The sequence below is a fragment of the Aurantimonas marina genome (assembly GCF_017183135.1).
Lineage (GTDB): Bacteria > Pseudomonadota > Alphaproteobacteria > Rhizobiales > Rhizobiaceae > Aurantimonas > Aurantimonas marina.
The window spans coordinates 303071-316492 of sequence record NZ_JADDXW010000003.1 but is presented as its reverse complement, the minus strand read 5'-3'; the positions used below and the strand labels follow the sequence as shown (position 1 = coordinate 316492).

The 13422-nt window shown below is 62.7% G+C and carries 12 protein-coding genes, 1 tRNA gene and 2 pseudogenes; 14 read left to right on the top strand and 1 reads right to left on the bottom strand.

Annotation, left to right across the window (positions count from 1 at the left end; genetic code table 11):
- Window positions 1-152: 152 nt before the first annotated feature.
- Window positions 153-557: pseudogene (locus ING15_RS05850) on the top strand (bifunctional methylenetetrahydrofolate dehydrogenase/methenyltetrahydrofolate cyclohydrolase); the annotation flags it as partial.
- A 9-nt stretch (window positions 558-566) separates the two neighbouring features.
- Here the strand turns inward: ING15_RS05850 and ING15_RS05845 are convergent.
- Window positions 567-1613: an NAD(P)H-dependent flavin oxidoreductase gene (locus tag ING15_RS05845; protein ID WP_206453827.1), complete on the bottom strand. Its 1047-nt coding sequence runs from the start codon at window positions 1611-1613 to the stop codon at window positions 567-569.
- Here ING15_RS05845 and ING15_RS19425 point away from each other — a divergent pair.
- The 13 genes and pseudogenes from ING15_RS19425 to ING15_RS05780 all read left to right on the top strand — a co-directional run bounded on the left by ING15_RS19425 (window position 1605) and on the right by ING15_RS05780 (window position 13337).
- Window positions 1605-1955: a glutathione S-transferase family protein gene (locus ING15_RS19425; protein ID WP_232845585.1), complete on the top strand. Its 351-nt coding sequence runs from the start codon at window positions 1605-1607 to the stop codon at window positions 1953-1955. The genes ING15_RS05845 and ING15_RS19425 overlap by 9 nt on opposite strands.
- A gap of 51 nt (window positions 1956-2006) precedes the next feature.
- A pseudogene (locus tag ING15_RS05835) lies at window positions 2007-2272 on the top strand (urocanate hydratase); the annotation flags it as partial.
- 303 nt (window positions 2273-2575) lie between these two features.
- On the top strand, window positions 2576-3892 hold the full coding sequence (locus ING15_RS05830) for a site-specific integrase (RefSeq protein ID WP_206453826.1): 1317 nt from the start codon (window positions 2576-2578) through the stop codon (window positions 3890-3892).
- Between the two features lie 79 nt (window positions 3893-3971).
- Window positions 3972-4045, top strand: a tRNA-Arg gene (locus ING15_RS05825).
- 401 nt (window positions 4046-4446) lie between these two features.
- Window positions 4447-5301 (top strand): MurR/RpiR family transcriptional regulator, encoded by an 855-nt coding sequence (locus ING15_RS05820; protein WP_269812731.1) that lies wholly within the window; start codon window positions 4447-4449, stop codon window positions 5299-5301.
- 141 nt (window positions 5302-5442) lie between these two features.
- Window positions 5443-6600, top strand: coding sequence for a mandelate racemase/muconate lactonizing enzyme family protein (locus tag ING15_RS05815; protein WP_206453824.1), 1158 nt, complete (start codon window positions 5443-5445; stop codon window positions 6598-6600).
- A 4-nt stretch (window positions 6601-6604) separates the two neighbouring features.
- Complete coding sequence (locus tag ING15_RS05810) at window positions 6605-7399, top strand: creatininase family protein (RefSeq protein ID WP_206453823.1); 795 nt, start codon at window positions 6605-6607, stop codon at window positions 7397-7399.
- Between the two features lie 3 nt (window positions 7400-7402).
- Window positions 7403-8941 carry an ABC transporter substrate-binding protein gene (locus tag ING15_RS05805; RefSeq protein WP_408628676.1) on the top strand — a complete coding sequence of 513 codons (1539 nt, stop codon included), beginning with the start codon at window positions 7403-7405 and terminating at the stop codon, window positions 8939-8941.
- A 60-nt stretch (window positions 8942-9001) separates the two neighbouring features.
- Window positions 9002-9943 (top strand): ABC transporter permease, encoded by a 942-nt coding sequence (locus ING15_RS05800; RefSeq protein WP_206453822.1) that lies wholly within the window; start codon window positions 9002-9004, stop codon window positions 9941-9943.
- Window positions 9943-10809 carry an ABC transporter permease gene (locus ING15_RS05795; protein ID WP_206453821.1) on the top strand — a complete coding sequence of 289 codons (867 nt, stop codon included), beginning with the start codon at window positions 9943-9945 and terminating at the stop codon, window positions 10807-10809. Before ING15_RS05800 ends, ING15_RS05795 begins: the two co-directional genes overlap by 1 nt.
- A gap of 1 nt (window position 10810) precedes the next feature.
- Window positions 10811-11866, top strand: a complete 1056-nt coding sequence (locus tag ING15_RS05790) for an ABC transporter ATP-binding protein (RefSeq protein ID WP_408628675.1) — start codon at window positions 10811-10813, stop codon at window positions 11864-11866.
- The gene (locus tag ING15_RS05785; protein ID WP_206453820.1) at window positions 11863-12876 is read left to right on the top strand and encodes an ABC transporter ATP-binding protein; all 1014 of its coding nucleotides are present in this window, start codon (window positions 11863-11865) and stop codon (window positions 12874-12876) included. Before ING15_RS05790 ends, ING15_RS05785 begins: the two co-directional genes overlap by 4 nt.
- Window positions 12873-13337 carry a RidA family protein gene (locus ING15_RS05780; protein ID WP_206453819.1) on the top strand — a complete coding sequence of 155 codons (465 nt, stop codon included), beginning with the start codon at window positions 12873-12875 and terminating at the stop codon, window positions 13335-13337. Before ING15_RS05785 ends, ING15_RS05780 begins: the two co-directional genes overlap by 4 nt.
- Window positions 13338-13422 lie beyond the last annotated feature (85 nt).

Sequence of the window (13422 nt, the reverse complement as noted above, 5' to 3'; positions counted from 1 at the left end):
CCATCGCGGCACGGCTGCGGGCCGAGGCGGCGAAGGATGCGGCGAGGCTGGCGAAGAAGGCTGGCAGCGGTGTCTCGTCTCGGTCTCCGTCGGCGATAGCGCGGCGGCCGAACTCTACGTCCGGAACCAGCGGAAAAGTGCCGAGAGCGCCGGTGGTGGTCGGTCGCTCAAACATCGTCGGAAAGCCGATGGCACAACTGCTCCTGGGAGACAGCTGCACGGTAACGATTGCCCATTCGCGGACGAAAAATCTGGCGGACGTGGTGCGTCGCGCGGACATCGTGGTAGCGGCCGTTGGCCGGCCCGAGATGATCAAGGGGGACTGGATCAAGGCCGGCGCCACGGTCATCGATGTGGGCATCAATCGGGTGGCGGCGCCGGAAAAGGGCGATGGCGAGATGCGCCTCGTCGGCGATGTCGACTTCGCCAGCGCCGCCCAGGTCGCCGGTGCGATCACGCCGGTGCCGGGGGGCGTCGGGCCGATGACCATCGCCTGCCTGTTGTCCAATACGCTGACCGCCTGCTGCCGCGCCAACCCCCACGCCCAAGCGGCGTAGCGCGGCGGCCTATGCGTTGGCGCCTCTGCGCGCCAGATCGGACAGGATCGCCAGCGCATCACGGGCGATGGCGGCGACAATTTCTCCCGCCGGCTCGATCTTCTCGATCCGGCCGACGACCTGACCGGCGAACATCGCAAGGCGCTCGAGATCGCCGCTCATCGATTGAAGCGGCGAATCGGTGCTGAAGAGATAGATGGGACGGTGGTCCTCCATCGCGATCGCCTCGCGTGGCAGATCCTCGACCTTGTAGCCGAACAGCCGCTCGCCGAGAGTTTCGGTAAGGTCGCTGGCGATGACACGGACCGGCGAGTTCGGCGGCCAGTTGATGGCGAAGGCGTCGGTATGGATCGTTTCCTCGCAAGATGCCGCCACGACCCGGCGCTTGTGCAGATCATGCGCGAAGGATTCCTGCGTCGCCAGGAAAGCGGTGCCGCAGTGGATGCCCTGTGCGCCGAGGGCCAGTGCCGCGACGAGGCTGGCCCCGGAGGAAAATCCTCCCGATCCGACCACCGGGATTCGCAAAGCACCAGCGACCTGCGGCAGCAACACCAGCGACGAGACGCTGCCGTGAACATGGCCGCCCGCCTCGACCCCCTGGACGATCACCGCATCCGCACCGGCGGCTTCGGCAGCTCGCGCTGCGGCGAGTGATCCGACCTGGTAGAGCACACGGCACCCGGCCCGCTTCGCCGTCTCGATGGCCTCCGGGACAACGTCCCAGAAGAAAATCATCGCCCGGACCTTGGCATCGAGGCAGACCGCCAGCTCTTCCTCGAACAGCACCGGATCCGTCGCCGCCGGAATCAGGTTGACGCTGAACGGCCGGTCAGTGCGCGAGCGGACGGAAGCGATCTCGCGCGCGATCAGCTCCGGCGGCTCGCGCACCATGCCGAGACAGCCGAAGCCGCCCGCCGTCGATACCGCCGCAGCAAGCTCCGATCGCGCGACACCACCCATGCCGGCCTGCAGGATCGGATAGCGGCAACTGATGAGGTCGCAAAGCGGCGTCCGGAGCGCCACTTCGTCTTGGGATATTGCTCGCGAATGGCTCATCTTTCGGCTCCCGAATGGTGGTTTTCCAAGGGCCGCCTAAACCGAACGTTCCTTGCGGGTCTGGCGCCACACAAGATATCCGAGCGCGGTGATGTCGCGTGGCCCGACCCTATGCCGAGCGACGAGTGGATGAACGGCATCCTGAGCCAAAGTGGCGGCGAATGGTACCTCGGGAAGCGCGGTTTCGCGGACACGTTCCTCTACGTGCTGAAACGCTGGATCGAGCAGACACCTTTGTCGATCGAGGGCTATCGGGCACTGAAGGAGCATCGCGCGCGCATGGAGGCCGACGAGGGTGTGCGTCTGGCGCTTAAACGTCAGGACTTGGAGCCAAACGGATGATGCAGGCGGACGATAGGACCAGCTGGGCACCGCTGCCCTATGCCGAACGGTCGGACCTCCGCCCACGATCCGGTCAACGGCAGTCTGCCCAAGGGCTGGAGTCTCGCCGAATGGGAGGAGAGGCGCGAACGCGATCCGAAGGCGGTACGGGTGCGGCCAAGGCGTCGATGGCATAGCACGTCCGGGCCATGCTGGAGTTCCACCGGATGGGCGTGCCGACGGTCGGCTATGGCAACAACATCCGCCAGATGGCGCTGGAGGAGGGCGTCTCCGACGCGTTCGATTTCCCCGGCTTCGTTCCGGCCTACATCCCGCCGCCGCCGTAATCTACGGCGGGAACGAGGCGCTGCGCAACCATCTCGTTAACGCCGAAAGCTTGGGCGAAAAATTGCCCAGTCCTGTTCAGGAGTGGCGCACCCGACAGGATTCGAACCTGTGACCTCTGCCTTCGGAGAGCGTTTCTAGCACCCCGCCGACTGTTCGCTACGATATCCGACAGTACGACAACTAACTGATATAACAGAAGTTATTGTGTTAAGCTTTCCTCTTTGATACGATCCTCCTCGTCACAGCTTTCGATTTTTTGGTGAGTTTTTGGTGAGTTTTCTCGGAGGGCGTCCATGCCGAAGTTGACCAAAACGATCGTCGATCGCGCGGAACCGCAAGCCAAGCAGGTGACGATCTGGTGTAGCGAGTTGAAGGGCTTCGGCATTTTCATTCAGCCGAGCGGTACACGGACCTACTTCGTCGATTACCGTAACGCGGAGGATGTCCGCCGTCGGATGACCATCGGCCGACACGGCATGGTGACATGTGAAGAAGCGCGTAAATTGGCGATCGCCAAACTTGGAGCCGTGGTCAAGGGCGAGGATCCCGCTGGCGAACGCATCACGCGCCGTCAATCGCTGACGGTTCGGGAACTCTGCAAGAAGTACCTCGTAGCTTGCGATATGGGCGTGATCCTGGGCAAGGGGAACCGGCCCAAGAAGGCCAGCACGCTTTATACCGACAAGGGACGGATCAATGGCCATATCATCCCCCTCCTCGGATCGCGCCGCGTCATCGATCTGAAACCGGCGGACATCAAGCGGTTCGTCAAGGATGTGGCGAGCGGGAAAACGGCCAAGATTCGAAAGACCGGTAAGGTTCGCGGGAAATCGATCGTGCGCGGCGGCAACGGCACCGCAACGCGTACGACCGGGCTGCTGGGTGGGATTCTCTCCTATGCTTATGACGAGGGAATCATCGAGAGGAACCCCGCCGAAAACGTGAAGCGGCCGGCGGGCACAAAGAAGACCAGGCGTCTCACCCCGAGCGAGTACCGTCAGCTCGGCGTCGCGCTCGCGACGGCGAAGGCTGAAGGCGAGACGCAACAGCTGCTCGACGGCATCCGACTGCTCGCCCTCACAGGCTGCCGCTTGGGCGAGATCGTCAATCTGAAATGGACAGAAGTGGATGAGGCTGCCGGCGCGCTACGCTTCGATGACAGCAAAGAAGGTGCGTCAGTTCGGCCGGCGGGGAGCGCCGTGTTCGAGGCGTTATCTGCGGTCAAACGCGAGATGGATTGTCCGACGGTCCTGACTCCAGCCAGGCAGGGGCAGTGCTTCGGTGGAATGTCGAAGGGCTGGAAGCGCATCGCCGAACGAGCGGGGTTCGAGGATGTAACTCTTCATACTCTACGGCATTCGTTTGCTTCGGTGGCGGGCGACCTGCATTACACGGAACCGACGATCGCGGCGATGCTCGGCCATGCCGCTGGATCTGTAACGGGACGTTACATCCATCACCTGGACAGCGTTCTGATCGCCGCAGCGGACAAAGTAGCCATCGCCATCGCCGGTTTCATGAACGGAGAAACCCCAGCCACGAAGGAGGAGAACGACGGAGACATTGTACCCCACGCTTTGGCCGAGCGCACATTCGGAAAGGCGGCGTAGTCCGGGGATATTGCCCGACGGCTTCGTTCAAGATCAATGGAATTGCCCGCAGCTTGGCGGCACGCTGACAGGCACAGAGGCACCCGTAGCTCAGCGGGATAGAGCGCCACCCTCCGAAGGCGATGGCCACAGGTTCGAATCCTGTCGGGTGCACCCGCTGCCGCGCGTTCGCAGGCTCCTCTTCCATCCGCCGCAGCTCTCCAGCCCCGCAGAATGCCGCAGTCTCGTGCGGCCTCCCCCATCACCACAGAAATAACTCAGGCTGGTAGGGCGAACAGTGCTTCTATAGAGGGTCTCGACCCTCAACCGCAGGGCCACGATAACATTCTCGACAAAGATCGACCGGGTTCCGCATGATGCGGCCGGCCCTCACGGTACGACTAGCGCACTTTCCCCCTGCGACACGGTCCGTCAGAGCGATTGGAATCTTCGTCCCCCCAATATAGGTCTAGACGACTTTCAGATAGACGCGAGCGGGGAAGCCCCTTTTGAAGAAACAGCGGCGAGAGACCGGCGACCCGAAAGCTCTACCCCCGTCGAGCCTGATCGATCGGATGCGCCAGGAACTTCCGACCATGAAGCGCGCCGACAGGGCTGTTGCCAATGCTATGTTGGAGAACATCGACGCCGCGACCCGCAGCAGCGTGAAAGCGCTGGCCGGTCGGGCCGGTGTCAGCGAACCGAGCGTCATCCGCTTCGCACGTCACATGGGCTGCGACGGGTTCAGCGACTTCAAGATTCGGCTCGCTCAGGATTATGCCATAGGTCGCATGTATCTCTCGGCCGACTACCAGCACCCAGCAAAGACGGGCAGTGACGTTGCCGGCCACGTCTACGAGGCGACAAGCCAGGCCCTTGCCAGCGCCTTCGCCCAGCGGGACCCCGCCGCTCTCGATCGGGCCGCCGATCTTATCGACGGATCTCGACGCGTTTTCTGTTTCGGCGTCGGCGGCAGCTCGGCCAATGTGGCAGCGGAAGCCGAAAACCGGCTTTTCCGACTGGATCTGGCGGCCAGCGCAACCGCGGATGCCTACAAGCAGCGCATTACCGCAGCCACCGCCGGCAAAAACGACGTCTTTCTGATGTTCTCGGTGACCGGTCGTCCGCGCTCGTTGATCGAGAGCGCTCGCTCGGCGAAGCAATGCGGTGCCTCGATCATCGCCGTGACCGCTGCCGGCACGCCATTGGCGGTCGAGGCTGATGTCCTGATCCCGCTCATTGCCTTCGATGAAGAGAAATTCTTCTACATGCCAAACCGTGGGAGATACGGTCAGCTGTTCATCCTGGACTGCCTCGCAACGCTCCTCGGTGGCCGTCGGATGAAGCACATCTCTTCCAAATTGTGGAACGCCCGCACGATGCTAGCCGACCTGAACGGCGAGAGTGAGAACCAGCCCGTCGGCGATTGAAAATGTAGCAATCCGAAAATAGTAACTCCACGACAGGCTGAAATAGCGCCTGGATCAGCTGAAATTTGGTGATTACATACTCGCATTGACAAAGGATGTAGTTTTGGTACAAATTTCGTCTGAACGCAGACGGAGACCTTCGTGGACGGCATCGCTTCGCGCCAGGCGCACATTATCGGCTTCGAGTTTGACGAGGTCATCGTTCCGGCCCACCCCGGCGTCATTAACTCCGAAACTCTCGCCAAGCCGCTGCATATGCTTCCTGTCGGCGGCAAGGAAAGCTGGAGCGTGCAGTTCGACGAACTGCCCAAGCTGATTCTCCGCCTGCATCTTTCCGACGGCACGATCGGTCTCGGCGAGTTCTACCGCGACCATGAATGGACGCGTGTCGAACAGATCGCCGACAATCTCATGGGGCGCTCGCTCGACGAGCTGATCCTGCAGAAGCTGCCGATCCCGCTTTGCCGTGAATATGACGGGTTCGAATGCGCGATCTGGGACGCCTACGCCAAGCAGCTCGGTGTTCCCCTGCATCGCCTTCTCGGTGGCGCATTGCGCGACAAGATCGCAGTCAGCGCCTGGTCCAGTCATCGCACGCAGGACGAGATCGGTCCGTGGGTCCGCCAGTATCAGGATCAGGGCTTCAAGGTCATCAAGTTCAAATGCGACCTCGAGGACGACGTGCCGGGCTGGTGCGCGAGAATTGCCGAGCACGCGCCGGGCATGAAGATCATCTTCGATCCGAACCAGCGCTGGGAAAACCCGGGTAACGCGAGGCCGATCATCCGCGAGATCGAGAAAATCGGCAACGTCCTCGTCCTCGAGGATCCGATCCCGCGCTGGATGATGCTCGACTACAAGGAACTGCGGCGCTTCTCGTCGATCCCGATCGCGCTGCACGTATCGCTCCCGTACATCTATCAAGGGCAGCGCCCCTATGAGGCGATCAACGCCATCGCCCACGGCGCCGTCGACGGGTTCAACTTCAACGGCGGACTGGCAGGGTTCCAGCAGCTCGACCACATCGCCCGTACGGCCGGCCTTTACTGCTGGCACGGTTCCGAGGTCGATCTCGGCATCCTCGAGGCCATGTACGTCCACCAGTGCTCGGCCGCCGCGAGCTGTGTCTGGCCCGGCGATATCTTCGGCCGGATGATCCGGTCGCACGATCTTCTCGATACACCGCTTAAGGTCGAGGCTCCCTTCATCCATGTCCCGGCCGACGGGCCAGGGCTCGGCGTCAAGCTGAGCGAAGCCGCCCTCGAACGCTTCGGCGTCTCCAAGCGCAGGATCGATTGATCGAATGCGCTGGGAACGTCTGACCACACGCGAAATCCAGGACCTGCCGCGAACCATGCCGGTGATCGTTAATGTCGCGGCGATCGAGCAGCACGGCCCGCATCTGCCGCTCGACACCGATGTGGTGATCGGCGGCGCGTTTCTCGACGCACTGGAAAACCAAGCCAGCGACGAGGTGCTGATCCTGCCGCAGGTGAAGGTCTGCTGCTCCGAGCATCACATGGACTTTTCCGGCACTCTTAGCATCGGGCATCGCAGCTTTCTCGACTATGTCGGCGCGATCCTCCAATCCGTCGTCCGACACGGCTTCCGCAATCTGGTGATTTTCAACAGCCATGGCGGCAACCAGGCCATCGGCCAGGTTCTGCTTGAGGAGTTTGGCGCCTCCCATCGTGATTGCCGCATCGCGATGCTGACCTGGTGGCGGCTTGCCGGTCCCGAGATCGCGCAGATCCGCGAAAGCGCCTTTGCCGGTGCCAATCACGCCTGCGAACTCGAGACCTCGCTGATGCTGCATATTGACCCGGAGGCAGTCCGCCAGCCCGACCATCTTCCGGCCATGAGCTACGTTCCGACCCATGACTGGGCCAATGCGGATATGGTCCTGCCGGCCCGCGGCGCGCTGTTCCGCTCCATGGCCGAAATGTCCGACGGGCTGGGCGCCGTCGGCGACGCATCCCTGGCGACGGCGGCCAAGGGCCAGGCGATCATCGAAGCGGTCACCGAACAACTCCTTGCAGTCGTCCGTGACCTGTCGGTCGCGTCTTCCACAGCAGATCTGAAAACCGAAGGAGACTGAGACATGTTGAAGGCATTGGCAAAAACCTGCCTTGCGGCGACGATGGCGTTTGGCGGGCTCGCCGCCTCCGGCGCGGCAGTGATGGCGCAGGACAAGCCCGGCGGCATCATCACGGTCGCGACGATCGGCGAGCCGAACACGCTCGATCCGATGGCCGCGACGGGCGACCTTCTGGGCATGGTCACCCAGCATTTCCTCGAGACGCTCTACACCTTCGACAAGGAATGGAACGTCACCCCGCTGCTGGCGGCCGACATGCCCGAAATTTCCGACGACGGAAAGACGGTGACGATCCCCCTGCGCGAGGGCATCAAATTCCACAACGGCAAGACGATGACCGCGGACGATGTCGTGGCGTCGCTGGAGCGCTGGCTCAAGATCGCATCGCGCGGAAAACTCGTTGCCGACAAGGTGGAGAAGGTCGAGGCGATGGACGCCAACACCGTCAAGATTTCGCTGAGCGCCCCCTTTGGTCCCCTGCCGGCGTTGCTCGCCTTCAACAATTCGGCCGCCGTCGTCCTGCCGAAGGAAACCCTGGCCGAACCGCTGACCGAATTCATCGGGACCGGGCCTTTCATGCTGAAGGAGCGGCGCCCCGATCAGTACATCCAGTTGGTGAGCTTTCCAGACTACAAGCCGCTGGACGGTGAGGCAGACGGCTTCGGTGGCCGCAGGGAGGCACTTCTCGACGAGGTGCGGTTCGTGCCGGTTCCCGACGCCAACACCCGCGTGGAAGGTGCTGTCGCCGGCCAATACGATTTCGCCGAGTTGCTCCCCGTCGAATCCTACGACCGACTGACCGGCCAGACCGAGCCGATGCTGACGGAATCCTTCGGTTGGCCGATGTTCATCATGAACACCAAACAGGGGGTCATGACGGATCAGGACATGCGCAAGGCCGTCCAGGCTCTGCAGAACTCCGACGATTTGATGCTGGCAGCCTTTGGCGAGGAGCGCTTCTTCAAGGTCGACGGTGCGATGTACCCGGAAGGCTATGTCTGGCGCAACGAGGCGGGAGTCGAGGCCTATAACCAGGGCGACGTGGAAAAGGCCAAGAGCCTTGCGGAAAAGGCCGGTTACAAAGGCGAGCCGATCCGCATTCTCACGAGCCGGCAGTATGAGTTCCACTACAAGATGGCCCAGGTCCTGGACGCCTATCTGAAGTCCGCCGGCCTCAATTCCCAGCTGGACGTGGTCGATTGGGCGACTCTCGTGCAACGGCGTGCCGATCCGGCGCTGTGGGACATCTTCATCACCCACAGCCCCTTCCTGCCGGATCCGGCGCTCATCGCGCCGCTGCCGGCAAGCTATCCAGGCTGGTGGTCGACGCCGGAAAAGGAAAAGCTCCTCACGGCGCTCAACACCGAGACGGACCTGGCGAAGCGGCAGACGATCTGGTCCGACATCCAGGGCCTCATCTACGAACAGGCGCCCTTCTACAAGGTCGGCGACTTCGCCGCCCTTGCGGCCAAGTCGCCGAAGGTAAAGGGCTTCGAGGCATCGCCCTGGCCCTATTTCTGGAACGTGTCGATCTCGAAGTAAGCCGACCCCGGCGGATGCCTAGCGTCCGCCGGGTCCTTCCCGATTTCACCGGAAAGCGCGATGGCCAGCTACGTCTTCAAACGGTTCACCGGGATGATCGTCGTCCTCTTCGTCGTGGCGACCATCGTCTTCGTGATCGTGCGCATCGCACCGGGCGACCCGGCAGCCGTCATGCTTGGCCCGGACGCGACGCCTGCCGACATCGCGGCGCTACGCGACCGGCTCGGTCTCAACAGTCCTCTCCTCGTCCAGTTCGGCGTTTATCTCGGCCAGATCCTCACCGGTAATCTCGGTGATTCCATCTTTCTCAACATGCCGGTGCTGACCGCCCTCGGCCAACGCGCCGAGCCGACCTTCTTCCTCACCCTATTCTCGATTCTTATTGCCACTGTCATTGCCCTGCCCATCGGCATCCTGTCGGCCTACCATCGCGGCAGCCTTTTCGATCAGGCCTCGACGACGCTGGCCATGTTCGCGGCAAGCATTCCGAGCTTCTGGCTCGCGCTCATCCTGATCCAGGTGTTTGCGGTGCGTCTGGGCTGGTTCCCCGTCGCCGGCTATGGCGGTCCCGATACGACCCTGTTCGAGCGGCTGCATCACCTGGTCCTGCCGGCTGTGACGCTCGGCGTCGTAAGCTCGGCGCTGATCCTGCGCTTTACCCGTGCCTCGATGCTCGATGTCCTCGATGACGACTACATCCGCACCGCGCGATCAAAGGGCATGGCCGAAACGCCCGTCATCCTCAAGCACGCCTTCAAGAACGCATTGATTCCGATCCTGACGGTCATCGGCATCACCGCCGCCCTTCTGATCTCCGGGGCGATCGTGACGGAAACGGTGTTCGGCCTTCCCGGTGTCGGCAATCTCGTCGTGTCAGCCGTCATGCGCCGGGACTATCCGGTGATCCAGGGTGCGCTTCTCGTCGTCGCCGCGCTCTACGTCCTCATCAATTTCGCCATCGACATGCTGTATCTCGTCATTGATCCCAGGGTGCGATTCTGATGGCCGTTACCGTCGCCGCACGAGGCACCCGAACCGCCGGCATTGCGAAAATCCTGCGCGAGCGCAAACCCCTCGCCCTTGGTGCGGCGCTCCTCCTGATCATCGTCATCCTGTGCGTGTTCGCTCCGGTGTTCGCGCCTTACGATCCCAACAAGCTGTCGATCGCCAATCGCCTGATCGCACCGGGAGCGGACCATCTCTTCGGCACCGATGAATTTGGCCGCGACGTGTTCACGCGGGCGATCTATGCCGGCCGGACCTCCCTGATGATCGGCGCGACTGCGACGATCTTCGCCTCTGTGATCGGCATCGCTCTCGGGCTCGTGGCGGGCTTCTTCCGCCGCACCGATGTCGTCATCGCCCGGGTCATCGACGCGATGATGGCCTTTCCCGACATCCTGCTTGCCATCGCGCTCGTTGCGGCCCTCGGGCCCTCGGCCGCGACCGTCATCGTCGCTCTCGGCATCGTCTACACGCCGCGCCTGGCCCGCATCGTACGCGCCTCCACCTTCGTCATCCGCGAACTGCCCTATGTGGAGGCCGCCCGCGCCCTTGGCGTGCCGACCTGGCGCATCCTCTATCGTCATGTTCTGCGCAACCTGTTGTCCGTCATCATGGTCCAGGCGACCTTCATCTTTGCCTATGCGATGCTGGCGGAGGCAAGCCTGACCTTCCTCGGTGTCGGTGTCAGCCCAGACATCCCCACATGGGGCACGATGATCTCGGCGGGCCGGCAGTATGTCGGTCAGGCCGACTGGATGACCGTCTTCCCGGGCCTTGCCATCATCCTGTCCGTGATGTCGCTCCAACTCGTCGGCGACGGCCTGCGCGACCTTCTCGACCCTCGCCTGCGCAAGGATCTCTGACATGACGCAGATGAACGCGGAACCGATGAACTCGGGACCGGCGCCGGCGTCTTCGGATGCCGTCACGCTGAAGGTAACTGGCTTGAAGACCCATTTCCGGATCGGGTCGACCATTGCGAAGGCCGTGGACGACGTCGACCTGACGGTGCGCCAGGGCAAGACCCTGGCGGTCGTCGGCGAGTCCGGCTCCGGCAAGTCGGTGACCAGTCTGTCGATCATGCGGCTGCTCGCCCCTTCGGCAAGGATCGTCGACGGGACCATGATCTTCAAGCGACGCGACGGCAGCGTCGTTGATCTGGCCAAAGCCAACAATCGCGTGATGCGCAAGATCCGTGGCGGGGAGATCGCGATGATCTTTCAGGAGCCGATGACGAGCCTCAATCCGCTTTACACCGTCGGCGACCAGATCATCGAGATGATCCGCCTGCATGAGACGATCTCGCGTGCCGATGCCCGCGGCCGCGCCCGCCGCATGCTCGAACTTGTCGAGATCGCCTCCCCCGAACGGCGTCTCGACGACTATCCACACTCCATGTCGGGCGGCATGCGTCAGCGGGTAATGATCGCCCTGGCCCTCGCCTGCAACCCGTTCCTGCTGATCGCGGACGAGCCGACGACCGCCCTCGACGTGACGATCCAGGCGCAGATCCTCGAACTGCTGAGTCGGCTGCAGCAAGAGATGGGCATGAGCATCCTGTTCGTGACCCACAATCTCGGCGTCGTGGCGGAGATCGCCGATGACGTCGCGGTGATGTATGCCGGCAAGGTGGTCGAGCAGGCGCCGGTCAGATCACTCTTCAAGACCCCGCGCCATCCTTATACGAAAGGGCTGATCGCATGTATCCCTGACCCGGCACGCGACCGGGACGCAACGGGACAGCGACGTTTGCTCAGCCCGATCCCCGGATCCGTTCCCAGCGTGACCAATCTTCCCCCGGGCTGCGCCTATGCCGATCGCTGCCCGCTGACCATCGAAAAATGCCGCGTGGAGAGCCCGCCGCTGATTGCGGTGGAAGCGCTTCATTCCACCCGCTGCTGGAGGCACGAGGACGTATGAGCGAGACCGATCGGACGAACGGGACGCTCCTGTCGGTGCGCAACCTCGTCAAGACGTTTCACGGCGGGAAGGGGCCCGTACAGGCCATCGCCGACGTCTCCTTCGACGTCAGTCGAGGCAGAACCACCGGGATCGTCGGCGAGTCCGGATCGGGCAAGACGACGATCGGTCGGTGCATCATGCGCCTCGTCGAGCCGACGGGCGGCGAAGCGCTGTTTGAGGGAGAGGATCTCTTCCAGGCCTCGAGCAAGCGCCTGCGTGACCTTCGCAAGCGCCTGCAATTCATTTTCCAGGACCCTTATTCCAGCCTGAACCCGAAAATGAAGGTCGCCGACATCATCGGCGAGGCGATCGACACTCACAGGATAGCCAAGGGCAGCGCCAGGCAACAGATGATCGGCGATCTTCTCGAACGCGTCGGGCTCGACCGCGACCATGATCGCCGCTTCCCGCACGAATTCTCCGGTGGCCAGCGCCAGCGCATCGGCATCGCCCGGGCGCTTGCGGTGCAGCCCGACCTGATCGTCGCCGATGAGCCGATCTCGGCCCTCGACGTGTCCGTTCAGGCGCAGATCCTCAATCTGTTCCAGTCACTTCAGACCGAACTGGGACTGACGCTGGTGTTCATCTCGCACGATCTGACCGTCGTCGAATATCTCTGCGACGACGTGGTCGTCCTCTATCTCGGCCGCGTCATGGAAAGTGGCCGGGCCGAGGACATTTACGGCAATCCGCGTCACCCCTACACGCGGGCGCTGCTGTCGAGCTCGCCGCTTCCCGATCCCCAACGTCGCCGCGAGCGCATCGTCCTGAAGGGCGACATTCCCAGCCCGCTCTCGCCGCCGTCGGGCTGTGTCTTCCGCACGCGCTGTCCCGACGCGATCGACGCCTGCGCAGAGGCGGTTCCGCCGATCGAGGAAGTCGGGGAGCACCATACCGTCGCCTGCATCAGGCATCGAGAGCTGCCTGCCTGGCGGCCTGCACAGAACCAAACGAAGGAAATCGCATGACGCCCGAAGAAAAGCTCGCCGAACTCGGCTTCACCCTCCCGCCTGTGGCCGCGCCGATCGCCAATTTCATTACTCATGTCGAAGAGGGTTCGCTTCTCTATTTGTCGGGTCAGGGCCCGCGCAATCACGAGGGCCAGTTGGCGATCGGAAAGGTCGGCGCAGGCGTTTCCGTCGAGGAGGCCTATGCGCATGCGCAACTGACAGGCCTCAATCTCCTCGCCGTGATGAAGCATGCCCTCGGCGATCTCGGCCGCGTGGAACGCGTGGTCAAGCTTCTGGGCATGGTCAATGCCGACCCGCTCTTCTCGGACCACCCGAAAGTCATCAACGGATGCTCCGATCTGATGGTCGATGTCTTCGGCGACAAAGGGCGGCACGCCCGGTCCGCGGTCGGCTTCGGATCGCTTCCGGGGCAGATCACCGTAGAGATCGAGGCAATTATCAGATTCAGGAAAGACTAAAGTCAGCGTCTTCGAAGCAAAAACCGGCCGGACAACAAGCCGAAGCGACCGGCGTAATCCAACTCTTCAAGCCGATCGGGACACT